The organism is Enterococcus sp. LJL51, assembly GCF_054871795.1.
The window spans coordinates 13,582-37,844 of the sequence record NZ_JBTXLW010000027.1 but is presented as its reverse complement, the minus strand read 5'-3'; the positions used below and the strand labels follow the sequence as shown (position 1 = coordinate 37,844).

Annotated in this window: 19 protein-coding genes; 9 read left to right on the top strand and 10 right to left on the bottom strand. The window is 41.1% G+C overall.

All coding sequences use genetic code 11. The features are described from left to right. The 5 genes from ACYSNQ_RS17280 to ACYSNQ_RS17260 all read right to left on the bottom strand — a co-directional run. Positions 1-214: transposase (locus ACYSNQ_RS17280; protein ID WP_461731384.1), on the bottom strand; the 214-nt coding region annotated here is incomplete at its 3' end. 134 nt (positions 215-348) lie between these two features. Next, positions 349-4,002: a DNA-directed RNA polymerase subunit beta' gene (gene rpoC, locus ACYSNQ_RS17275; RefSeq protein ID WP_426084815.1), complete on the bottom strand. Its 3,654-nt coding sequence runs from the start codon at positions 4,000-4,002 to the stop codon at positions 349-351. Positions 4,003-4,177: 175 nt separating this feature from the next. Further along, complete coding sequence (rpoB, locus tag ACYSNQ_RS17270; RefSeq protein ID WP_426084814.1) at positions 4,178-7,795, bottom strand: DNA-directed RNA polymerase subunit beta; 3,618 nt, start codon at positions 7,793-7,795, stop codon at positions 4,178-4,180. A 348-nt stretch (positions 7,796-8,143) separates the two neighbouring features. Continuing rightward, on the bottom strand, positions 8,144-8,791 hold the full coding sequence (locus ACYSNQ_RS17265; RefSeq protein ID WP_426084813.1) for a hypothetical protein: 648 nt from the start codon (positions 8,789-8,791) through the stop codon (positions 8,144-8,146). Between the two features lie 113 nt (positions 8,792-8,904). Beyond that, a complete protein-coding gene (locus ACYSNQ_RS17260; RefSeq protein ID WP_426084812.1) occupies positions 8,905-9,312 on the bottom strand; it encodes a GFA family protein in 408 nt (135 codons plus the stop codon). A 450-nt stretch (positions 9,313-9,762) separates the two neighbouring features. Between ACYSNQ_RS17260 and ACYSNQ_RS17255 the strand changes: the two genes are divergently transcribed. From ACYSNQ_RS17255 to ACYSNQ_RS17240, 4 genes are all read left to right on the top strand, one after another. Continuing rightward, positions 9,763-10,743: an ABC transporter substrate-binding protein gene (locus ACYSNQ_RS17255; RefSeq protein ID WP_426084811.1), complete on the top strand. Its 981-nt coding sequence runs from the start codon at positions 9,763-9,765 to the stop codon at positions 10,741-10,743. A gap of 86 nt (positions 10,744-10,829) precedes the next feature. Then, positions 10,830-11,726: an ABC transporter permease gene (locus ACYSNQ_RS17250; protein WP_426084810.1), complete on the top strand. Its 897-nt coding sequence runs from the start codon at positions 10,830-10,832 to the stop codon at positions 11,724-11,726. Continuing rightward, complete coding sequence (locus ACYSNQ_RS17245; protein ID WP_426084809.1) at positions 11,726-12,529, top strand: ABC transporter ATP-binding protein; 804 nt, start codon at positions 11,726-11,728, stop codon at positions 12,527-12,529. Before ACYSNQ_RS17250 ends, ACYSNQ_RS17245 begins: the two co-directional genes overlap by 1 nt. 199 nt (positions 12,530-12,728) lie before the next feature. After that, positions 12,729-13,973 (top strand): L-lactate MFS transporter, encoded by a 1,245-nt coding sequence (locus tag ACYSNQ_RS17240; protein ID WP_426084808.1) that lies wholly within the window; start codon positions 12,729-12,731, stop codon positions 13,971-13,973. A gap of 148 nt (positions 13,974-14,121) precedes the next feature. Here the strand turns inward: ACYSNQ_RS17240 and ACYSNQ_RS17235 are convergent, their stop codons facing one another. Next, positions 14,122-14,334 carry a zinc ribbon domain-containing protein gene (locus tag ACYSNQ_RS17235; protein WP_426084807.1) on the bottom strand — a complete coding sequence of 71 codons (213 nt, stop codon included), beginning with the start codon at positions 14,332-14,334 and terminating at the stop codon, positions 14,122-14,124. A gap of 310 nt (positions 14,335-14,644) precedes the next feature. Between ACYSNQ_RS17235 and ACYSNQ_RS17230 the strand changes: the two genes are divergently transcribed. Then, a complete protein-coding gene (locus tag ACYSNQ_RS17230; protein ID WP_426084806.1) occupies positions 14,645-15,622 on the top strand; it encodes a biotin--[acetyl-CoA-carboxylase] ligase in 978 nt (325 codons plus the stop codon). 6 nt (positions 15,623-15,628) lie between these two features. On the opposite strand, the gene menA is transcribed toward ACYSNQ_RS17230, so the two are convergent. From menA to pplA, 3 genes are all read right to left on the bottom strand, one after another. Next, on the bottom strand, positions 15,629-16,588 hold the full coding sequence (menA, locus tag ACYSNQ_RS17225) for a 1,4-dihydroxy-2-naphthoate polyprenyltransferase (RefSeq protein WP_426084805.1): 960 nt from the start codon (positions 16,586-16,588) through the stop codon (positions 15,629-15,631). A 14-nt stretch (positions 16,589-16,602) separates the two neighbouring features. Then, positions 16,603-17,640: an FAD:protein FMN transferase gene (locus tag ACYSNQ_RS17220; protein WP_426084816.1), complete on the bottom strand. Its 1,038-nt coding sequence runs from the start codon at positions 17,638-17,640 to the stop codon at positions 16,603-16,605. A 266-nt stretch (positions 17,641-17,906) separates the two neighbouring features. After that, complete coding sequence (gene pplA, locus ACYSNQ_RS17215; RefSeq protein WP_426084804.1) at positions 17,907-18,845, bottom strand: extracellular electron transfer flavoprotein PplA; 939 nt, start codon at positions 18,843-18,845, stop codon at positions 17,907-17,909. A 278-nt stretch (positions 18,846-19,123) separates the two neighbouring features. On the opposite strand from pplA, the gene ACYSNQ_RS17210 reads away from it, so the two are divergent. From ACYSNQ_RS17210 to ACYSNQ_RS17195, 4 genes are all read left to right on the top strand, one after another. Next, a complete protein-coding gene (locus ACYSNQ_RS17210; RefSeq protein WP_426084803.1) occupies positions 19,124-21,052 on the top strand; it encodes an FAD-dependent oxidoreductase in 1,929 nt (642 codons plus the stop codon). A gap of 420 nt (positions 21,053-21,472) precedes the next feature. After that, entirely contained in the window at positions 21,473-21,889 is a 417-nt protein-coding gene (locus tag ACYSNQ_RS17205) for a NusG domain II-containing protein (RefSeq protein WP_426084802.1), read from the top strand. A gap of 17 nt (positions 21,890-21,906) precedes the next feature. Then, positions 21,907-22,461, top strand: coding sequence for a Gx transporter family protein (locus ACYSNQ_RS17200; protein ID WP_426084801.1), 555 nt, complete (start codon positions 21,907-21,909; stop codon positions 22,459-22,461). A 23-nt stretch (positions 22,462-22,484) separates the two neighbouring features. After that, positions 22,485-23,468 (top strand): polyprenyl synthetase family protein, encoded by a 984-nt coding sequence (locus tag ACYSNQ_RS17195; RefSeq protein WP_426084800.1) that lies wholly within the window; start codon positions 22,485-22,487, stop codon positions 23,466-23,468. 53 nt (positions 23,469-23,521) lie between these two features. Here the strand turns inward: ACYSNQ_RS17195 and ACYSNQ_RS17190 are convergent, their stop codons facing one another. After that, positions 23,522-24,220: an alpha/beta hydrolase gene (locus tag ACYSNQ_RS17190; protein WP_426084799.1), complete on the bottom strand. Its 699-nt coding sequence runs from the start codon at positions 24,218-24,220 to the stop codon at positions 23,522-23,524. Positions 24,221-24,263: the final 43 nt, after the last annotated feature.

Below are 24,263 nucleotides of genomic sequence, written 5' to 3'. Positions count from 1 at the left end.
AAAAGACACGCTGAGTATACGCATACAGAATAATTTTTAATAGCATCTTCGGGTGGTAGGCCGGTCGGCCTAATTGTTCTTCTAATTTATTAAAGAGTGTTTGCGGCATGGCTTCGACTAAGGCATTAACCGCAAAAGCGACATCCGTTTCAGGAATAAACTGTTCCAACTCTAATGGTAAAATCGTTTGATTAATGGTATAATCTTTAAACATAAAAGCACGCTCCTTTTGATTTGGTTTAGTCACTTTAATCTTACACGGTTGCGTGCTTTTTGTGTACCCTAAAATTAAAAAAGTGAGAAAATAATCAGATTTTCTTCTGACTATTGTCCCACTCCCTTTTTTAATTATTTATTTAAGTCATTCAATGCATCTTCTGCAGCCATTTGTGCTTCAATATCAGAGATACTGTAAACATTCTCACTAGCCACTTTGACTTCTTTAGGCTCCATGTTGCGGTAACGAGCCATCCCTGTACCAGCAGGAATGATCTTACCAATAATAACATTTTCCTTCAGACCAAGCAGAGGATCTTTCTTACCACGAATCGCAGCATCTGTTAATACACGAGTTGTTTCCTGGAAGGACGCAGCAGACAAGAAGCTGTTTGTTTCCAGAGAGGCTTTCGTGATACCAAGCAGTACTGGACGGCTTGTTGCAGGAACGCCGCCGGCCACTAAGGTGTCATAGTTACGATCCTTGAATTCAGCGATGTCCAGCAGGGTACCCGGAAGGATATCTGTATCACCCGGATCCATTACTCGAACTTTACGCAGCATTTGACGAACCATTACTTCAATATGCTTATCGCCGATTTCCACCCCTTGCATACGGTAAACACGCTGTACTTCACGCAGCAAGTAGTTTTCTACTGAAAGTACATCGCGCACCTGCAGTAATTGTTTGGGATCAATAGAACCTTCTGTCAACGGTTCTCCACGATGAATCATATCGCCTTCTGCCACTTTCATACGGGCAGTATATGGAACAGTATACGTACGCGTATCTGTTTTCCCTTTAATTGTTACTTCTTTTTGACGTGTTGCAGGATCTTCAGAGATATCGATAACATCTCCAGTAACCTCTGTGATTACAGCCTGACCTTTCGGATTACGGGCTTCAAAGATTTCCTGAACACGAGGCAGACCTTGCGTGATATCGTCACCGGCAACCCCGCCCGTGTGGAAGGTACGCATTGTAAGCTGTGTACCTGGTTCACCGATAGATTGAGCAGCAATCGTTCCGACTGCTTCCCCAACTTCAACATCTGAGCCAGTAGCAAGGTTACGTCCGTAACAATGCTTACATACACCATGCTTGGTATTACATGTAAAGACAGAACGGATAGTTACTGTTTCAATACCAGCATCAACAATTTCTCTAGCAGTATCTTCAGAGATTAATTGATCTTCACCAATAATCAACTCACCCGTTTCTGGATGGAATACAGATTTACGTGTGTAACGTCCTAGTAAACGTTCTTCCAACGCTTCAATAATCTCATTGCCCTCTTTGATTGCAGCAATCTGCAGACCACGATCGGTACCACAGTCATCTTCACGGATAATTACGTCCTGCGCAACATCTACTAAACGACGAGTCAGATAACCTGAATCGGCCGTTTTCAGTGCTGTATCGGTCATCCCTTTACGGGCTCCGTGAGTAGAGATAAACATTTCCAAGACAGATAAGCCTTCACGGAAGTTAGAGATAATCGGTAATTCCATGATACGTCCGTTTGGCGCAGCCATCAATCCACGCATCCCAGCAAGCTGAGTAAAGTTGGAGATGTTACCACGGGCTCCTGAATCCGACATCATGAAAATTGGATTTTTCGCATCCAAACTTTCCATCAGTTTCAGCTGGATATCATCCTTAGCACCGTTCCAGACTGCAATTACACGTTCATAACGCTCATCATCTGTAATCAAACCACGACGGAATTGTTTCGTAATCGTTTCTACCTGTTTATGGGCAGCATCGATAATGTCATGCTTTTCATGGAGAACCATGATATCGGCAATTCCTACTGTAATTCCGGCATGTGTTGAATGTTTATAACCCAAGTCTTTCATACGGTCAAGCATTTTAGAGGTTTCAGTAATATGGAATCTCTTGAATACTTCTGCAATGATATTTCCAAGATTTTTCTTCTTAAACGGCAAAATCAGTTCCTGCTCTTTAATATATGCCGGAATATCTGTTCCAGCTTCTACAAAGTATTTATCCGGCGTTTGAACAGTCAGGTTATAATCTGTCGGTTCATTCAGATAAGGGAACTCTATCGGCATGATTTCATTGAAGATAATCTTACCAACAGTGGTAATCAACAAGCGTTCTTTTTGCCAGTCAGTGAATGGTTTGTCGCCAAGCAGTGTTGTTTGAACGCCAATCCGCGAATGTAGATGGACATAGCCATTGCGCCATGCAAGAACAGCTTCGTTCATGTCGCGGAAGACCATACCTTCCCCTTCACGGTTTTCTTCTTCCATTGTCAGGTAATAGTTACCAAGGACCATATCCTGAGATGGCGTTACAACTGGTTTTCCATCTTTCGGGTTCAAAATGTTTTGTGCCGCAAGCATCAGCATACGCGCTTCAGCCTGTGCTTCTTCATTCAACGGTACGTGAACCGCCATTTGGTCTCCATCGAAATCGGCATTATAGGCTTCACAAACTAGCGGGTGAAGACGAATAGCACGACCTTCAACAAGAACCGGTTCAAAGGCTTGGATACCTAATCTGTGCAGTGTAGGTGCCCGGTTAAGTAAAACTGGGTGTTCTTGGATAACCTCTTCCAGAATATCCCAAACTTCATCTTCACCGCGCTCAATTTTACGTTTTGCATTTTTAATGTTTGTTGCGATTTCCCGTTGAACCAGAACACGCATAACAAACGGTTTAAACAGCTCAATCGCCATTTCCTTCGGCAGACCACACTGATACATTTTCAAGTTTGGTCCAACAACGATAACGGAACGACCGGAATAGTCAACACGTTTACCCAGTAAGTTCTGACGGAAACGACCTTGTTTCCCTTTCAGCATATGAGAAAGAGATTTCAGCGGACGGTTACCTGGTCCAGTTACTGGTCTGCCGCGGCGTCCGTTGTCGATTAATGCATCAACAGCTTCCTGCAGCATACGTTTTTCATTTTGAACAATGATATTTGGCGCATTTAAATCAAGCAGACGTTTCAAACGATTGTTACGGTTAATAACACGACGATACAAATCGTTTAAGTCACTCGTTGCAAAACGACCGCCCTCCAATTGAACCATTGGACGCAAATCCGGTGGAATAACTGGAATAACATCCATAACCATCCAGCTCGGCTGATTACCAGATGAACGAAAAGCTTCCATAATATCTAAACGACGAATAGCCCGTGTTCTCTTTTGTCCCTGCGCTGTTTTTAAGTCTTCTTTCAGACTTGCAACTTCGCCGTCCAAATCAACATTGTCCAGCAATTGTTTGATTGCTTCAGCACCCATTGCAGCAGAGAAGCCTTGTCCGTACTGATCGCGTTTTTCACGGTATTCACGTTCTGTCAGCAATTGTTTCTTTTCTAAACCGGTATCTCCAGCATCAATTACTACGTAAGATGCAAAATAGATAATTTCCTCTAAAGCACGCGGACTCATGTCTAAAACAAGTCCCATACGAGAAGGAATACCTTTGAAATACCAGATATGTGATACTGGTGCCGCCAATTCAATATGACCCATACGTTCACGGCGCACTTTAGAACGAGTAACCTCTACGCCGCATCGGTCACAGACGATGCCTTTATAACGGATACGTTTATATTTCCCGCAAGCACATTCCCAGTCTTTAGTAGGACCGAAAATACGTTCACAGAACAAGCCTTCACGTTCAGGCTTTAAAGTACGATAGTTGATCGTTTCGGGTTTCTTTACTTCCCCATAAGACCAGCTTCTGATCTTCTCAGGTGAAGCTAAACCGATCTGCATACTCTCGAATTTATTTACATCGATCAAAAGGGGTTCCCTCCATTTCTTAGTTAAGAAAAGCTGAGTAATCAAGAAAAACAATAAGATGCCACTCAATAACATCAGCTCATAAAGCCAGATGATAAATTTATCTTTTCATCAGCTGGTTGTTCGTTCGAACACCAGCTGATGCTTTCTTACGCTTATTCAGTCGACCTAACGACTAATCGATTCTGTCTTCTGCTGTTTCAATACTTTGAACAACATCAGCCTCTGCTTCTTTTTTAGCTGCAGCTGCTTCTTTCTCTAATTGCTTGGCAGATTGCTGCTCAGCAAATTTTGTCAGCGCATCAACAGTAATCAAATCATCATCGTCGTCATCCATATCACGCAGCTCAATCTCTTGCTCCTCAATATCTAAAACGCGCATATCCAACCCTAAGGACTGCAGTTCTTTTACCAGTACACGGAATGATTCCGGTACACCTGGTTTTGGAATTGGTTCGCCCTTAACGATTGCTTCATACGTTTTCACACGTCCAACTACATCATCAGACTTGTAAGTCAAGATTTCCTGAAGGGTATACGCTGCTCCGTAAGCCTCCAACGCCCAAACCTCCATCTCACCGAAACGCTGTCCACCAAACTGAGCTTTACCACCCAGAGGCTGCTGCGTAACAAGAGAATATGGTCCAATAGAGCGGGCATGCAGTTTATCATCGACCATGTGGGCCAGCTTGATCATATACATAACACCGACAGAAATACGGTTATCAAATGGTTCACCTGTACGTCCGTCATAAAGAACAGTTTTTGCGTCGCTTGCCATACCGGCTTCACGAACTGTTTCCCAAACATCATCATCATTTGCACCATCAAATACAGGTGTTGCTACATGGATACCTAATTGACGGGCTGCCATCCCTAAGTGAAGCTCTAATACCTGCCCGATATTCATACGAGATGGTACCCCTAGAGGGTTCAGCATGATATCAATCGGTGTACCGTCTGGTAGGAAAGGCATATCCTCTTCCGGCATGATACGGGAAACAACCCCTTTATTCCCGTGACGTCCGGCCATTTTATCTCCTTCGTGAATCTTACGCTTCTGAACGATATAGACACGCACCAGCATATTCACACCTGGAGAAAGCTCATCGCCGCCCTCGCGGGTAAAGATTTTCACATCATGCACAATTCCGCCGCCGCCATGAGGCACGCGCAGAGAAGTATCACGAACTTCGCGGGCTTTTTCACCAAAAATTGCATGCAGCAGACGTTCTTCGGCTGAAAGTTCAGTCACACCCTTCGGCGTCACTTTACCCACCAGTAAATCACCATCTTTAACTTCTGCACCAATACGGATAATCCCCATCTCATCAAGATCTTTCAACGCGTCTTCACCAACGTTTGGAATCTCACGAGTAATTTCTTCAGGTCCTAATTTTGTATCACGAGCTTCTGATTCATATTCTTCAATATGAATAGATGTATAAACATCGTCTTTAACCAGACGCTGACTCATGATAATCGCATCTTCATAGTTGTACCCTTCCCATGTCATGAAGCCGACTAGAACGTTTTGTCCTAAAGCCATTTCTCCTTCTTCCATGGATGGTCCATCAGCCAGCGTATCGCCTTTTTCAACTTTTTCGCCAAAAAGAACGATTGGACGCTGATTGTAGCTCGTTCCAGAATTAGAACGGCGGAATTTTGTTACCATATATTTGTCTAAAGCACCATTGTCTCTGCGGACACGAATTTCAGAAGCATCAACAAATTCAACTACTCCATCATGCTTACAAAGCAAAGCTGCTCCAGAGTCATGGGCTGCTTTATATTCCATCCCTGTTCCCACAAATGGTGAACGAGGCTGAATCAAAGGTACTGCCTGACGCTGCATGTTCGCTCCCATTAGAGCACGGTTGGAGTCATCGTTTTCTAAGAAAGGAATACATGCAGTCGCTACTGCAACTACCTGTTTCGGTGATACATCCATGTAATCGACTTTATCTACAGTTACTTCCAAGTTTTCACTTTGCAGGCGAGCCATTACTAAATCTTCTACAAAAGTACCATCTTCATTTAACAATGAATTGGCCTGTGCAACAATGTAGTGATCCTCTGTATCAGCAGTTAGATAATCAACTTGATCAGTTACCTGACCAGTTGCACGGTCTACACGGCGATACGGTGTTTCAATAAAACCAAATTTATTTACTTTCGCATAGCTTGACAGACTATTAATCAGACCGATATTCGGACCTTCCGGCGTTTCAATCGGACACATACGGCCATAGTGAGAATAGTGAACGTCCCGCACTTCATAACCAGCACGGTCACGAGTCAAACCACCAGGTCCTAAGGCAGATAAACGACGTTTATGCGTTAATTCTCCAAGCGGATTTGTCTGATCCATAAACTGTGACAGCTGTGAAGAACCAAAGAATTCTTTGATACTTGCCACAACTGGGCGAATATTAATCAGCTGCTGTGGTGTCAGTGTTTCAGTATCCTGAATCGACATTCTTTCACGAACCACACGTTCCATCCGAGCCAAACCAATACGGAACTGATTTTGTAAAAGCTCGCCAACAGAACGAATACGACGATTTCCTAAGTGATCAATGTCATCCACATTACCGATATCTTCCATCAAGTTAAAGAAATAACTCATAGATGCAACAATATCAGCTGGACGAACGGTTTTCACGCTTGTATCTGGATAGCCGTTGCCAATTACATTGACAATACGTTCTGGATCTTTTGGCGACTCTACTTTAATCACTTGAACGGTCATTGGTTCAGTAACAACTCCATCCTCACTTGGATAGAAAGTTACACTGTTCAAGCCGTTATCGATATGTTCGCCAAGCGTTTCCATTACCTGATGAGTTAGAACTGTGCCTTTTTCAACCAGAATTTCACCGGTTTCAGCATCAATCAATGTCTCGCCAAGAGTCAGGTTCAACAGGCGTGTTTTCAAGTCTAATTTTTTGTTTACTTTATAACGACCTACATTTGCCAGATCGTAACGTTTTGGATCAAAGAAACGGGCTGTCAACAGATTACGCGAGCTGTCAGCTGTCTTTGGCTCACCAGGTCGAAGACGCTCGTAGATATCCTTTAAGCCTTCTTCTGTACGGGAATCACTCGCATTTTTATGCAAATCTTTTTCGATTGTATTTCTTAAGCCTTCGCTTTCGCCGAAGATTTCAAAAATAGTATCATCCGAGCCGAAACCTAACGCACGGACTAAAACAGTCAATGGAATTTTACGTGTACGGTCAATACGTACATAGGAAATATCCTTTGCATCAGTTTCCATTTCCAACCACGCACCGCGGTTAGGGATTACTGTAGAGCCAAAACCTTCTTTACCGTTTTTATCCACTTTTCCATGGAAGTAAACACCAGGAGAACGGACTAGCTGAGAAACAATAACACGCTCAGCACCATTGATGATGAAGGTACCCATCTCAGTCATCAGAGGAAAATCACCAAAGAATACTTCCTGAGATTTGATTTCTCCAGTTTCACGGTTTGTTAAACGCAACGTAACATGCAGCGGCGCTGAATAATTGGCATCATGTGCACGCGCTTCTTCTACAGTATACTTAGGTTCTTTTAATTCATAGTCTACAAACTCTAAGGACAGGTTTCCCTGAAAATCTTCAATCGGCAGAATGTCCTCAAACATTTCACGTAACCCTTCATCTAAAAACCATTGATAAGAGTCTGTTTGGATCTCAATTAAATTTGGTAATTCCAACACTTCACTGATACGTGCGAAACTTCTACGTTCGCGATGCTTTCCGTATTTTACTACGTGTCCAGCCAAGCTCTTCACCCCTCTAGATATAAGTCTGTCAAAACTCTACCTTTTAAAATTTCATTTAAGTTACAAATATTAAATATATGTAACAGAAAGCATTTTTTGCGGTTTTTAGGCAAAAAAAAACCAAAAATAGAATGTCGCCATGATCAAAAAAATCAAGTGTTTCTACTTTTGTTTCCCTATTTAAAACCGAAACGGACAATATTTCGTTTCTGCTTTATCATTTTTTAGATAGTTTTTGCATCTACATATTCTACTTCTTTCTATAGTAAAAGTCAAGGGGTTTCAGCATCGATACACCATAAAAACCGGAGCAGCTGAGAATTAGCTGCTCCGGCTTGATTTTTAGTTTTATTTAACCATTTTGAAGGTATGCGCTGCTTCTTCCAACACTTTTTCTTCTGAAGCAAACTTGCTTTGCATAGACCATGTTAACAGCTGAATATAATTCTGATCAGATTCCAGCAGATAAATCACATAATGCAGTTTAATCCCTTGAATCTCTGCATCAAAACTAGCTCTATCACCAGCCATATCATTCATTGTTGTAGGTTCAAAAGTAATAGTCACACCTGTTGTCTGCTGCATTTGTTCAACTACCAGGTTTTTGAAAGTCGCATAGTCTGCCACATCACCCTTGTCATTGAAAATCGCTGCAACTGCGCTGCTTCCATTTGTAAAAGCAAAACTAGCTGCCGGATTCACAGATTGGATATCATCGAATTCCTGCCAGCGGTCCAGCAATCCGTATTCAAAAGCCTCTCCGTTATCAGCAGTATAGCTCTTCACATCTATTTCATTTGAGGCATCCGCTTCTTCTGATGAAGACTCTTTTACTTCGTCTGTTGTTTCTTCAGTAGATGATTCTTCTGAACTTACTTCACTTGTTTTTTCAGTACTGCTTTTTGATGTTTCTGCCTTATCCCCATTACTGCCGCAACCCATCAAACCTACAGAAACAAATAATAACCCCGTAACTAACCACACTTTTCTTTTCATGCTAATACAATCTCCCTTTATGTTTTTGTTTTTTCTAAATTAGTATATCATATTTGCCCCAAACAGAAAGATGGAATTAAAAATTTTCCCGCTGATAATTCAAATCTCAACTGTTATTGAGGAAATGTCTCAAACCTCTGACCCTTTTCTACAAAATGATAGTATTCCGGCTGACTGCTGCAAAAAAATTCCTTGCTTATTGTCAGTTCGTTTTCCGGCAAATTATCAAATATATCTACTGGAATTTCATAGAAGTCCGGCTGAACCAATCTTGAATACACCGTGGTTCCACAATGACTACAGAAGCCTCTCTCCATTCTTTCCGAGGATGAATACACAGTAATATGTTCTAGCCCTTCGAATAGAATGTCTTTTCCAAATCCAGCATCTAAAATGAACACTGGACCCGCATTCATTTTTCGACAGCTTCGGCAATGACAAAGACCCATTTCAAGAGACTGGACAGCTGCTGTAAGCTTGATTTTTCCACATTGACAGCTGCCGTGATAGTGTTGTTTCATAATTTTCCTCCTCATCATTAAGTGATGCTTCTCATCCTTCTATTTTAGCATATTTAAACCGGTAGAATCGTCAGAAAATTCTAAAAATCTGTTGACTTTTTTTCTTTCGCTGTATATACTAAGAACAATTCAATCAAGCGGAGGAGAATTCCTATGACGAATATATCAAATCACGCACAATTGAATAGTTACTACTTTAGCTATTTTAGATAGGTTTGTATTCATACTTCATGGGTACAGACGGCAAATTCGTTTTTGTATCTATGATGGCTAGAGAACTTTGCGATGAGCAAACAGCCGCGTAGACAATAAATCTAAGTGGCTAATGAATAGAAGCGTATATTTCTTATGATTCTCGACATCCATTTAGACATATTGTCTAAATGGATGTTTTTGTTTTATCACTTTAACACTAAATCAATACACAAAAGAAAATTGGGGGACTATACAATGAAAAAAAGATGGATTCGTTTAAGTATTCTGACAGCAGCATTACTAACTCTTAGCGCTTGCGGAGGCAGTAAAAAAGACAGCGGCGCCTCGAGCAGCAAAGACAGTGTAACAGTGGGTGTGCTGCAGCCTGTGGAGCATGGTTCTCTGGATGCAGCGTATGAAGGCTTCAAAGAAGGCTTGGCAGAAAACGGCTTTAAAGAAGGTGAAAACCTCACCCTTGATTACAGCAATGCTCAAAACGATCAAGCACAGCTGAAAAGCATGAGCGAAAAGCTAATAAAAGGAAAACCGGACTTACTGCTGGGAATTGGAACTCCAGCTGCCCAATCTCTTGCCAGTGAAACAACCGATATTCCTATTACAGTTACTGCAGTTACCGACTTAGTCAGTGCCAAACTAGTCGCTTCTGATGATAAACCTGGCGGCAACATCACTGGTACTACAGATATGGTATCAATCGACAAGCAAATTGAACTGCTGTTGAGTATTGTTCCTGACGCAAAAACAATCGGCATTATGTATAACGCTGGTGAGCCTAACTCAAAAATTCAAGCTGATTTAGCTGAGGCTGCATTAAAAAAAGCCGGCGTCGCAACGAAAGTCCTGACAGCCAACTCTACTAATGATGTGCAGCAGGTAACAACCAGCTTAGCAAAAGACGTGGACGGTATTTATATTCCAACTGACAATACCTTTGCTTCTGCCTCAGCAGTTATCGGCGAGGTTGCTAAAGAATTGAAAGTTCCAATCGTTCCTGCCTCCATCGATCAGGTTACTGAAGGCGGATTGGCAACAATTGGTATCGACTATCATTCCCTTGGTAAACAGACAGGGGTAATGGCTGCTAAAATTCTCAAAGGTGAAGCAGAACCGGCTTCTATGCCTGTAGAAAGTGCAGATGACCTAGAATTAGTTGTCAACAAAGAAATGGCTGAAGCGCTGGGAATTGATCCAGATAGTATTCAAACACCTAAATAGCGGTGTTACTACAAATAAGAACAGACGGAAGCGGAAAACCAGCCGCCGCTTCCAGCTAGTTCTTGTCAAAACTCATTTGAAAGAAGTTGATTTTTTTGCTGAATATTTTCCTTTCCTCCACATCTCAAGGATTATTATGGTCCTTGCTGGCTATTGGTGTTTTTCTAACCTATCGAATCCTTGACATTGCTGATTTAACAACAGAAGGCAGCTTTCCATTAGGAGGAGCTGTTGCTGCATTCACCATGGTGCGCATTCGCGAAGGCTTTGAAACTGATACATTACTCTACAAGCTCCAAAAGGTGCTTGTGCCGATTTTAGATATTCATCCAGCCGCCCCTTCTGTCTTTGCACTTATTTTTGCATTTATCGCCGGCGCATTAGCCGGTTTAACATCAGGATTTCTTCATACGAAATTAAAAATCCCTGCACTGCTTGCCGGCATCATCACGATGACGGGTCTTTACAGTATTAATGCCCGTGTTATGGGTGCACCAAATATCTCTCTGCTAGGGACAGAAACAATCTTCACGCAGGCTCAAAACTGGGGGCTGGAGAAAACGATTAGTGTGATTGTAGTTGGTGTTCTGGTAGTTGCTGTTGTGATTGGACTGCTTACCCTATTCTTTAAAACGGAAGCGGGGCTGGCAACTCGGGCGACCGGCGACAACATTGAAATGAGTCAGGCGAACGGTATTAATACTGACGGAATGAAAATGATTGGCTATATGCTGTCTAACGGCTGTATTGCTCTAGCAGGCGCTCTGCTCGTTCAAAATAATAACTTTGCCGATTTGAATTCCGGCATTGGAACGATTGTTATTGGCGCTGTCTTATATCGTTTCATTCTAGCTTGTGTTCTCGAGCTTAATGTAGACCCTACCGATCTTAAGCTGTTTTCTGCCTTCATCTTAGTTATTTGCTTGTCTTCACCGCTTGTTCAGAAAAAGCTAAAACTGTCTAAAAAAGGAGGAACCCGTTAATGGAACCTGTATTGACTATAGAAAACCTCCATCAATATTTTGAACGAGGAACGATTAATGAAAACCACGTATTGAAGGGCATCAATCTAACCATCAGTAAGGGAGATTTTATTACTATCATCGGCGGAAACGGAGCAGGAAAATCAACTCTCTTGAATAGTATTGCCGGTACGCTGCCCATTGAAGAAGGCCGTCTGCTGCTGAATAAAAAAGACATCACAAAGCAAAAAGTCGCCGCCCGTTCGAAACAAATCAGCCGCGTTTTTCAAGATCCTAAAATGGGGACTGCCGTTCGGCTGACTGTAGAAGAAAACATGGCTTTGGCAATGAAACGCGGGCAAAAACGCGGGCTGGGCAACGGTGTTCGAAAAAATGACCGTCAGTTTTTCAAAGAACAGCTGGCAAAGCTGAATCTAAATTTGGAAAATCGGCTATCCGCTGAAATCGGTCTGCTTTCAGGCGGGCAACGGCAGGCAATCACTCTATTGATGGCGACATTAATTCGTCCTGAGTTGATTCTTCTGGACGAACACACAGCAGCGTTGGACCCTAAAACCTCAATTACCGTTATGGAGTTAACAGACAAACTGATAAAAGAACAGCAGTTGACCGCCTTTATGGTCACCCACAACATGGAGGATGCTATTCGCTACGGCAATCGTCTGATTATGCTTCATCAAGGAAATATCGTTGTAGATATCGATGCTGAAAAGAAACAAAATTTAACTGTTAATGAACTGATGGAGCTCTTCCATAAAAATAGCGGAACCGAGCTAAAGGATGACCAACTGTTGCTTGTCTAATCAGTATTTCAGCAAAAAAATTTCTTTCAATAATTGTTATTGACACTCTCTCTTCAAGAAAAGTGAAAAGACCAGTTGAAAGCATTTTCTATTGTGGTATCATAGTAGTTATTCACAATGCTCAATGTTGAGCAAACGTTATGTATATCTCGATAACATACAAGGGTTTGTGAAAATGAAAAGAGTGAGAGTGAGACAAATGAAACAAGTGAAAAACAGATGGCTGATTGCCGCATCAGGAATCGCTGTACATTTATCAATTGGCTCAGCTTATGCATGGAGTATCTATACAAAACCAATTGCTGAGCTGACTGGCTGGGAGCAGGGACCTATATCCTTTGCTTTTAGTATTGCAATTTTCTGTTTAGGGGTTTCAGCTGCATTTATGGGGAAATTTGTTGAAAAATTTGGTCCAAGAAAAACCGGAACAGTAGCATCCATTATGTTCGGAAGCGGCATTATATTGACAGGCGTTGCTGTTAATATCCAATCATTACCGCTGCTGTATCTAGCCTATGGGATTATCGGCGGAATAGGCTTGGGGGCTGGCTATGTCACACCTGTTTCGACAATGATTCGATGGTTCCCGGATCGACGAGGACTGGCAACTGGTATGGCCATCATGGGCTTCGGCTTCGCATCCTTGATTACAGGTCCGATTGCTCAGAAATTAATGCTTGCTGTCGGCATTCCAAAAACATTTTATATTTTAGGTGCCTGTTATTTTGCAGTGATGTTCATCGCTTCTCAATACCTGGAAAAACCACCTGTTGACTGGCGACCGGCCGGCTATGAAGAAAGCAATGAAAAACAAACGAAAAATCATGTTAAATTAAAGGAAGATTATTCACAGCTGGCTGCGAATGAAGCCATAAAAACAAAACGCTTTTGGCTGCTATGGTTCATGCTGTTTATCAATATCACCTGCGGTATTGCGTTGGTTTCAGCTGCTTCACCTATGGCTCAGGAAATCACAGGCATGTCTGCCGCTATGGCTGCTGCCATGGTGGGAATTATGGGCTTGTTCAACGGAGGCGGCCGATTGTTTTGGGCCACTCTTTCAGATTACATCGGGCGTCCCAACGTGTTTACAGCTATTTTTATTATCGACGTTATTGCTTTAACTGCATTATATTTCTTCAGTTCACCAATTTTATTTGCTGTTTTAATCTGTATCATCATGACTTGCTACGGCGCAGGCTTCTCTGTGATTCCTGCCTATATTGGCGATGTCTTTGGTACAAAGGAGCTGGGCGCCATTCATGGTTATATCTTAACGGCTTGGGCTGCTGCTGGAATGGTCGGTCCATTACTGCTTTCCTTTGTTCACGAAACGTTTAAAAACTACAATACAACTTTACTGATTTTTATTGCTTTCTGCTTAATCGCATTAACCTTATCAATCCTTATTCGCTCAGATTTAAAAAAAGCAAAAGCGAACTAGAAAAAAGAGAGGGTAGACCCATCTGTTGATGAGTCTACCCTCTTTAGTATCTTTTACAGCCAGAACTGAGCTCCTGCAGCATAAAAAGAGCCGGACAGAATTTGCTCTGTCCGCTCTCTGCTATTTCAACAGCTACCAGCTGAGGTATTTATCCACCTATTAAGAAGTCAAGAATGTTCCAGCCGTCTGAAGTAGTTCCGCGATACAGCTCAGTAAAGCCGCACTGAGTACAGCTAATTGTAATAAATTTCTTGTTTTGCACATCGAAAATCTTAGCAAAGTTGCCCCCAGTAGCTTGAAACTGATCCGACACATAATGCATGTTGCCACACTTCTCACAAACAAATTGTTTCTTATCCATTTTTTTCTTCCTCTTTTCTTGTATCATTGATAAAATTATATCAAAAATCTACACTTCTCACATACATCCAAAGGATGAATTTTAACTCAACGTTAAGACGTATTTTTCTCTCTAAGATGTGGTAAAGTTATAGATATCCCTTCAAGAAAAAGATAGGGGAGAATGTTCCACCCTGCATTCAATTATTTTGCACGCATCTGATTTTTTCAGATACTCCTTCACTAGGAATAACTGGCGCTTTTAGTAAGAGAAATCTTTAATAGAAATTATGTAGATAAGAAAACCACTGAAAAAATAAGGACGTGAACTTATGACAACTAAAGAAAACGTGCTGACACTACTAATGACTCAAGCACCTGAATTTATTTCCGGTGAGGAAATGGCACAGAAGCTTGAAGTCTCTCGGACTGCTATTTGGAAGGCAATTAAGGAGCTAAAAAAAGAAGGTTATCTCATTAACAGCAGTACAAATAAGGGCTACCAATACCTGCCCTCTGATATACTCTCTGCTGAAGGAATCCGCTTGTATCTTTCAGAGAAAACGCCTGACCTGTCTATAAAAATTTTGGACTCCTCCACTTCTACAATGCGGGATGCAAAGCTTGCGGCGGTCAATGGCGAGCCTGAGAACACCCTTGTCGTTGCTGATATGCAGGAAGCGCCGAAAGGTCGTTTCGGCAGACCTTTTTTTGCTAAAAAAGGCGGCGGCATTTATATGAGTATTCTTTTGCGTCCAAATCAGCGGTTTGAGGAGATGGCTCAGTATACATTAATTATGGCTGTTGCAATCGCCGAGGCACTAGATAAAGCTGCTGGAATTGTTTCTGAAATCAAATGGGTGAATGATATCTATATTAATGGACGCAAGGTCTGTGGTATTCTTTCCGAAGCAATGAGCGACGTGGAATCAGGACAAATCACAAATATCGTTATCGGCATGGGCATCAATTTTGCTATCAGACAGGATGAGTTTCCAGAGGACATTCGTGATAAAGCAACCTCCTTATATAGTGACGGTCAGCCGACAATAACAAAAAATGAATTGATTGCACTAATCTGGAATCGTTTCTACAAAATTCTAAACGAAAAAGACACTGCTTATTTAGATATCTATCGAAAAAAATCCTTTGTTCTCGGTAAAGAAGTTACTTTTATTCAGAAACAAGTAGAATATCAGGGGATTGCAAAACAAATTAATAATCTAGGAGAATTAATCGTCCAATTACCAAACGGCGATGAGAAAGCTTTATCTTCTGGGGAAATCAGCCTGAAAAAAATACAGGGATGACTGCAGTCATCCCTGTATTTTTTCAAGTATTATTGTAGCCAGCAACCCTGCTAGGTAGCTTCCGTTGAACAGCACTAAATTGCTGATGGAAAACCTGAAGCTTTTAGGCTGCGGCAATTCTTTTCTAAATTGCTGAAGATTTTTACGAATCTTGGGAAAGGATACCAGCACCAATAGAATCGGCCACTTGAAAACACCAAAAAGCAGGCCTAGTAATATGATACCGTAGCAAAACAACATCAGCAGCTGAAAAAGCAGCGTCCCTTTTTTTCGCCCAATATAATATACTAGCGTATAGCGATGATTTTCAATGTCTGTATCCAAATCCCTTAGATTATTTGCCAACATGATATCTGCAATTGTCAAAACCAGCGGTAGAGAGGCCCAAATAACAGCCAATAACTGCCATAAATTTCCAGTCAGTGCAAATGCCCCTTGGCTAAAATCCAGCTTTAGATAGAACGGCGGATTTTTGACTACATTTAAGTAGACAACCATAGCAAAAATGCCTAATCCCATTGTAACTCCGCTGAAAACTTCTCCTAAAGGCATTCGTGATAGCGGTATTGGTCCAAATGTGTAGAAAATCCCAATCAGACAGCACACTCCACCCATGACCAGCAGCAGCCAGCCTGTCTGAACAGCTAAGAATACACCGATTACTGCTGTGAAGGCAATCATCCCAAAAATCATGTTTCTTACCAAGACAGGTGAAACTCCTGAGGAGCCGATGATATTTTCTTCATGCTTGTATACTTCTGATTTTGCTTTTTGGTAGTCCATATAATTATTGATTGCTGTGGTTGCCATATCAAAAACAACCATCCCAATAAAAAATAATAGTGTATGCAGCCAGGATACCTGCTGGAAATAGGCAATCGAGAACAAAACGCCTACTGCAAACGGAAACAGACTAGCCAGCTTGGTACGGATTTCTACAATCTCTAAGAACACGTTTAGTGACATAAATTATTTACCCCTTATTTCAATTCTGAACGGTCCCCCATTGTATAACCAGAGTCTTCGCCAAGTTCAAATGTTTTTTCAATATCTTTGCTGACATATACTTTATCTTCTTTTGTTACAAAAATTACATCCACATCATCCAGACCTTCTACATACTCCAGACCTTGTTTCACGCCCATAGCAAATACTGCTGTAGAAAGACCATCGCCATCTATTGATTTATTCGTGATGATGGTCACTCCAGCAATATCGTTGTCAAACGGATACCCTGTTTTAGGATCAAATAGGTGGTGGTAGGTTTCCCCATTCACTTTCAAATAGCGCTCATAGATGCCTGAAGTAACCAGTGTTTTATTACTTTCTTTGACAGTACCAATCACTGTATTACGCGCTTTATTCGGATCCTGAATTCCAACGTTCCAGTCTTCCTTTTCGCCTCGTGGACTATGCCCCATAACATAGACATTTCCACCTAAATCGATAATTGCCGTAGTCACACCATTGTCTTTCAATACCTTTACTACTTCATCTGTAATATAGCCTTTTGCAATAGCTCCAAGGTCCAATGCCATTTCCGGTTCTTCCAGAAATACTGTTTTTTCTTTATCATCTAGAACAACTTTATGATAATCCACCAGCTTGAGCGCTTGATCAATTTCTTCCTGCGCCGGCTTGCGGGCATCGTCAAAGCCAATGTGCCATAGTTGCGTAATCGGTCCAATGGCCATATCAAAACCGCCGCTTGAATCTTCACTATATGTGTAGGCTTTTTTCACTAGACTATAGATATCATCGGATACTTCAACTGGTTTAATTCCAGCACTTTCATTAATCTTATCGATTTCAGAGCCTGGTTCATTCACCGTTATTCTGTCACCCAAATCTTTCACTCGTTCAAAAGCTTTATCTAATATACTCTCTTTACCGTCATCGTAAATTCTAATTTGGACGTAGGTTCCAAGAAGCAGCTCCTGCTTTGAATAAGGCTCTTTGTTCACCTTTACCTCATCCTTTTTTTCATTGCCGCATCCGCTAATCAAAACTGCTGTCATAAATACTAATACAGCTGTCAGCCACCACGTGCGTTTTTTCATCCGTATCCCTCTTTTCAATTAAACGTTTTTCTACCCTAATCTCTAAAAAGCACCTTCAAGTATAATCCAGCGCAGAAAATTTAACTAGTAAAATCACCCTTATATCACAATACTATGTATAGAAGCAGTTTTGATAGCCTTAAAATCAACGAAAGAAACTAAAACAAAGACAACCAAAGAGAAATAGATTCTCTCTGGTCGCCGGATGGTTCTTTAATTAAGAACTATTTTTTCATAACGATGTTATCAACGAGGATTTCAGCAGTATCGCCTTTTTCAGCAGCATTGATTAATTGTTGTGCATAGATTACGAATGAATGGAAGCTGTGAGTTGCTCCAGTTACAACATCCATTTCAGCAGGAGAGCCGTCTTCTTCGCCCATTGCTTTAACAAACTCTTCGTTAAATGTTGGGATAAATTCTGCTGGGTCAGTACCTGCTTTATCTTTCATCATTTCATTGTATTCAGTATCTTCTTGTTTAGATTTACCTTCATCATTTACATTGTCGTATTTAGATTCAGTTACTTTACCGTCTTTTACAACCATTGTAAATTCAGTGTGGTAGCCGTTTGAGTTATTTTGCTCTTTCAATGTGTATGAACCGTCTTTCAGTTCAGCACCATTATCGATTTCGATTGTTTCAGTATTACCAGCTTGAGCAGCTTGGATTAGTTGTTGCGCATAGTTTTGGAATGAATCAAATGAATGTGTCGCTCCTGAAACTACATCGATATCAGATGGTGATTGTTTAGCAACCAACTCTTCGTTAAATTTAGGAATAAATTCTTCTGGATTCGTACCGGCTTTATCCTTCATGTTTTTATTGTAGTCTGCATTGTCAGCTTTTGATTCGCCGTCTTTATTGATGTTGTCATATTTAGACTCTGTGATTTTACCGTCTTTTACAGTAATTTCAAAAGATACACGGTAGTCGTTTGAATAATTTTTTTCTTCCAATTTATACGTACCGTCTTGTAAATCAGCCCCTGCTTCTTTTACTGCTTCTGCTGCAGAAGATTCTGCTGTTGAAGATGAAGCTTCTGTTGATGAGGCAGCACTTGAAGAGCTCGCTGTATCTTTATTGTCTGACCCACATGCAGCCAGCACCATTGTTGTTAGTGCAATTGCTGCAAAACTTTTCACAAATTTGTTTGCTTTCATTTTTATTAACCACCTTTTTCATTATATAATACTTGAGACTTGTCACAAAGGTACTTTGTGATTCAATTAACATTCTAACCAATTCCATACTTATGTCAATACAGCACTGTAAGAAAATTAAAAATTTACCAGTTTTTCACAAATTTTTAATGTGAGGTCGGTTATTTTTTTAAATCAATAATTGCTATTAGACAAATTCATTCACACACTATATAATGTACTCGATTGCGAAATTATGATCAATTTTATATTTTTATTTTTTAAGGAGCGGATTATCAATGACAAAGCAAAAAATTGTCGTTGTAGGTGCGGGTTACGCTGGGGTATCAGCGACCAAATTTTTAGCCAAAAAGCTAAAAAAAGATGACGTAGAGATCACTTTGATCGACCGCCATTCTTATCACACTATGATGACAGAGTTGCACGAAGTAGCAGGAGGACGTGTAGAGCCGACCGCCATTCAATATGATTTGCAACGGCTGTTTTCACGCAAAAAGAATGTTCAGCTTGTCACAGACACAGTAACAGGGATTGATAAAGACAAAAAAATCGTCAAAACAAAACTGGGTTCTTACCCGTTTGATCAATTGGTTATTGGTATGGGTGGAGAACCGAATGATTTCGGAACTCCGGGAGTAAAGGAAAACGGCTTTACACTATGGTCGTTTGAAGACTCATTGAAGATTCGTGAACATATTGAAGCAACAGTTGAAAAGGCAGCAATGGAGCCGGATGCTGAAGTTCGGAAAGCAATGCTGACATTCGTTGTCTGCGGTTCCGGATTTACAGGAATCGAAATGATTGGTGAGCTAATTGACTGGAAAGATCGTTTGGCAAAAGATACAAAACTTGATCCAAGCGAATTTACCTTGATGGTTGTTGAAGCTATGCCGACAATTCTGAATATGTTGACACGCAACGATGCAGCAAAAGCAGAGCGTTATATGGAGAAGAAACAAGTTAAATTATTAAAAAATTCTCCTATTGTTGAAGTTGCAGCTGATCACATTAAGCTGAAAGACGGTACGGAAATTCCAACGCATACTCTGATTTGGACTGCTGGTGTAAAGGCAACCTCTGATGCAGCAGACTTCGGTTTAGAAGCAGCGCGCGGAAATCGACTAATTGCTAATGAGTTCATGCAGGCAAAAGGTTATGAAGACAAGAATATTTATATCATTGGTGATTTGGTTTATTATGAAGAATTTCCTGATACACCAACACCTCAAATTGTTCAGGCTGCTGAGCAAACTGGACATACAGCTGCTGCAAATATCGTAGCAGATATCAAAGGCGGCGAAAAACATAAGTTTAAAGGAAACTATCAAGGCTTTATGGTTTCAATCGGCGCTAAATGGGGCGTAGCCAATCTCTTTGATAAAATTCATTTAAGCGGCTTCTTAGCAATTATTATGAAGCATATTGTCAATTTGAAGTATTTCTTTGATATTCGTTCTGGTTATTATATGTTCCAATATATGATGCACGAGTTCTTCCATATTAAAGATGACCGTAATGTTGCTAGAGGACACTCTTCCCGTTATGGCAATGTTTTATGGAGCGTACCGCTGCGAGTATTCTACGGAATGATGTGGCTGGTAGAATCCATGAAAAAAATTGTCGGTACTGGAGATTACCTGAAACCCGGCACTTGGTTTGGCGAAGGCTCTTGGTTTACAGACAAGGTGGTATTCCCATTCCCATGGCTTCAGGAACAAGTAACAACTGGCGCTTCTGCCGCAGCTGAGGCAACGACAGCTGCCAGCGGTGCAACGGATGCTGCTGCCGATACTGCTGCTCAAGCAGCTCATTTCGGACTGAGCTATGCATATGGCGAAGAACCAATGATGGTCTTTGATCATATGCCTAAATGGTTTGAAAGTGTAATGAAGTTCATGATGCCAAATCAGGAAGTTGCACTATTCTTCCAGAAATTCATGACAATTGTCGAAGTACTGATTGCTTTAGCTTTGATTGCTGGTCTATTCACATGGCTGTGCAGCGCAACTACAATTGGTCTAGTTGCTGCTTTCTGTTTGTCTGGGATGTTCTACTGGGTAAACATCTGGTTTATCTTCGTAGCAATTGCCTTAATGAACGGTTCTGGACGTGCAGTGGGTCTGGATCGCTGGGTAATTCCTTGGCTACAGCGTAAACTCGGCAAATGGTGGTATGGAACACCGAAATCGAGGTACGGAGCCAAATAACTTCAAAGTATTTCATTTGAGGCTGGATTAAAGCTTTCAATATTCTACCGTCTATTCGTATTAAGACAGAATGACTGTCTAGGATTTTATTTATAATCCAGGTCCGCTGTCTATTCGATTTTAAATCGGCTGTAAAAAATCAGGACAGAAGTGATTAGCTTCGTGAAGTAATGAGAGGCGACGGAAAACTGCTCCGCAGATTTCCCGTCTGTCTCACTTATTTCCGAGAAAATCGCTTCTGTTCTGCCGTTTTTTTACAGTTTATTAGCACATAGAGAATCACTCATTAGATACCTTCAATAATCTGCTTTCTCTATTCTTAAATCTTTCATCAAAAAAAATGCTGTCTTTTGAACTTGTTTTGTTCAGCATTCTCCCTGAATGTGCTAAAATTAAGAACTGCAAAGGAGAGGAAAGAAAATGAACATAAAAACGTTTATCAAAAATAGCCATCTCCGTCCATGGGATATTATTATTATCCTGCTCTTGGCAGTCGGTTCTTTTTTGCCCCTTGTTGTTTTAGGCATGCAGAGTGATGATACAGCAACCCTACAGGCTGTTTTAAAAGTAGATGGAAAGACGATTAAAACCTTTGATTTAAAGGAAGGGACTCCAGTCTATACATATAAATATGAAGATTCAGATGGTGATTACAATTTAATTGAGGTGGATGGCAACCGTATTCGAATCACTGAAGCAAATTGCGGCGATTTGGCCTGCGTACGCCGCGGCTGGATATCTCGTCCCGGCGAGACACCCATTGCTTGTCTGCCGCATAATTTATTTATCACCGTAGAGGCTTCAGATGGAAGTGAGGACGGCAGCCTGATTTACTAGGGCGCCTATAGTGCATAATGACGAAACTACAACGAAATATTTATATCTCTATGCTGGTTGCCCAGGCCGTAATCATCTCTTTGCTGGAAAATATGATTCCTTACCCATTTGCTTTTGCTCCAGGAGCAAAGCTGGGATTAGCTAATTTAATTACGATTATTGCTATTTTTACAATGAAAAGAAACCAGGCTTTTTTTCTGATTTGCTTACGGCTGATACTGGCAACTCTGCTGGGCGGTACGCTCTCCACTTTCTTCTATAGTGCCAGCGGCGCAATTCTCAGTTATCTTGGTATGCTCTTAGTAAAGCAGCTGGGACCCAAACGTGTGAGTATCATTGGTATCAGCGCTGCCGGCGGTTTTCTGCATAATATCGGACAGCTCTTGACTACTTCATTTTTTGCACAGTCCTGGGCACCAATGCTCTATCTGCCGTTCCTATCTTTTTTCGGGCTATTGTCTGGAATTGCGATTGGAATTGCTGCCAACTATTTATTGAAACATGTTCAGACACTTAGAAAGTTTCAGCTGGATTATGAACAACACTCGAAACAAAAATGGGAGATTTTTTAAAAAGAACTAAAGGAGTTTATCCTATGAATATCCATCAAATGTGGAAGCCTTATCCCCAATTAGCCAACGAACTTGAATTAACTCTTCGGGCAATGGAAAAGGGCATCCAAATCAAAAATAAAGATGTAGAGCAGGCTATTTTAAAAATGATTCATTCCGGCGGCAAACTGCTGCGCCCAGCCTATCAGCTATTGTTTTCCCAGTTTGGTCCTCAAAGAGACCGGGAAAAGGCTGTCGCACTAGCTGCCTCAATTGAAATGCTCCATACTGCTACTCTGATTCACGATGATATAGTTGATGAGGCAGACAGTCGAAGAAGCCTGCCAACTATCCGGTCAACCTTTGGTAATCAGACAGCTGTTTATGCGGGCGACTATTTATTCGTCTGCTGTTTTAAGCTTTTATCTGAGTATTCTTCCTCATTAAAAAGCATTCAGCTTAATTCTCATAGTATGGATAAAATCCTTTCTGGAGAGCTTGGGCAAATGGACACTCGTTACAATAGTTCTATGACAATTGAGCAGTATATCGAAAATATTTCTGGAAAAACTGCTGAGCTTTTCGCATTAAGCAGCTTTACAGGAGCTTATGAAAGCGGCTGTTCTGCAAAGTTTTCCAGCAAATGTAAAGAAATTGGTGAAAATATTGGGATTGCCTTTCAAATAATCGATGACATTCTCGATTATACTCAGACCTCTGAACATATTGGCAAACCTGTATTAGAGGACGTCAAGCAAGGCGTTTACTCGCTGCCCTTACTTTATGCACTAAAAGAGAACAAGGAACTGCTGGGCTATTTGGAAAAGAAAGAAAACTTATCCACAGAAGATACACAACATGTTTATCAGCTTGTTCAAAAAGCCGGCGGTGTGGATAAAGCTCAGAAATTAGCAACCGAGTATACTCAGAAAGCCCTAAAGGCCATTAAGAAGCTTCCTGATACAGAAGAACAAACTAGAGAAACTCTTTTAGAGATTACTGAAAAAATATTGAAAAGAACGACTTAAAAAACAACTGCTAAAAGTTCATCCAACTTTTAGCAGTTGTTTTTTTGATTAAATCAGACATTTAAGAATGTCAAAATATCCTGAACGGCCTGATCCTTATTTTCACTTTCAAACATCTGATGAGTACCGCCGTCATATAACTTGATGCTTGCTTTTTGATCAAGACATTTCAAAATATAATCCGCACTTTTATAATGTGTCGTTTCATCACGTCTATTCTGCAAAATCAGTATTTTCTGTTTCATTTCCTCTGGAAAACTGCTGCGCAGCTTTTTCTTCGTTAAATTCCAAAGCTTTAAAAATTCCAGACAAGCTCGGAGGGAGACGTTTCCTGCAGAAGAAAAATAATACAACAGACGATGGCGCTCGCTTTTAAACAGAAGTCCTTTCAAAATATCACTTGTCATCACCGAAAAGTTATACAAGTGCATCGGTGTATTACAGAAGATAATTTGCTGGATTGATTGCCTTTCTGAATGCTGAATAGCCAAGAGTCCTCCCATCGAAAAGCCCACCAGTGTAATCTGCTGATAATTAGTCTCCAGTTCATCCAGTTTCATCTCTACACTTTTAAGCCACTCCTGATATACTGATTGAGAAAACTCTTTGCGGCTGCCGCCGTGACCAGCAAGACGCACTGTAAAAACCGCCGCGGATCTTTCCTGCAGAGACTCATACAGATGCAGCAGCTCACGTTCATCTCCGCCAAATCCATGTATGAGTAAAATGGCCTGCTTGCTTTTATTATCCATACACTACTCCCCTTTGTATCCTCTCTCTATTGTAGCAAAAACC

Coding starts and splice junctions, on each gene's coding strand:
- ACYSNQ_RS17265 (WP_426084813.1), bottom strand. CDS start 8,791: ATGAAAAGAAAAGTGTGGTTAGTTACGGGGTTATTATTTGTTTCTGTA.
- ACYSNQ_RS17260 (WP_426084812.1), bottom strand. CDS start 9,312: ATGAAACAACACTATCACGGCAGCTGTCAATGTGGAAAAATCAAGCTT.
- ACYSNQ_RS17255 (WP_426084811.1), top strand. CDS start 9,763: ATGAAAAAAAGATGGATTCGTTTAAGTATTCTGACAGCAGCATTACTA.
- ACYSNQ_RS17245 (WP_426084809.1), top strand. CDS start 11,726: ATGGAACCTGTATTGACTATAGAAAACCTCCATCAATATTTTGAACGA.
- ACYSNQ_RS17240 (WP_426084808.1), top strand. CDS start 12,729: ATGAAACAAGTGAAAAACAGATGGCTGATTGCCGCATCAGGAATCGCT.
- ACYSNQ_RS17235 (WP_426084807.1), bottom strand. CDS start 14,334: ATGGATAAGAAACAATTTGTTTGTGAGAAGTGTGGCAACATGCATTAT.
- ACYSNQ_RS17230 (WP_426084806.1), top strand. CDS start 14,645: ATGACAACTAAAGAAAACGTGCTGACACTACTAATGACTCAAGCACCT.
- menA (WP_426084805.1), bottom strand. CDS start 16,588: ATGTCACTAAACGTGTTCTTAGAGATTGTAGAAATCCGTACCAAGCTG.
- ACYSNQ_RS17220 (WP_426084816.1), bottom strand. CDS start 17,640: ATGACAGCAGTTTTGATTAGCGGATGCGGCAATGAAAAAAAGGATGAG.
- pplA (WP_426084804.1), bottom strand. CDS start 18,845: ATGAAAGCAAACAAATTTGTGAAAAGTTTTGCAGCAATTGCACTAACA.
- ACYSNQ_RS17210 (WP_426084803.1), top strand. CDS start 19,124: ATGACAAAGCAAAAAATTGTCGTTGTAGGTGCGGGTTACGCTGGGGTA.
- ACYSNQ_RS17205 (WP_426084802.1), top strand. CDS start 21,473: ATGAACATAAAAACGTTTATCAAAAATAGCCATCTCCGTCCATGGGAT.
- ACYSNQ_RS17200 (WP_426084801.1), top strand. CDS start 21,907: ATGACGAAACTACAACGAAATATTTATATCTCTATGCTGGTTGCCCAG.
- ACYSNQ_RS17195 (WP_426084800.1), top strand. CDS start 22,485: ATGAATATCCATCAAATGTGGAAGCCTTATCCCCAATTAGCCAACGAA.
- ACYSNQ_RS17190 (WP_426084799.1), bottom strand. CDS start 24,220: ATGGATAATAAAAGCAAGCAGGCCATTTTACTCATACATGGATTTGGC.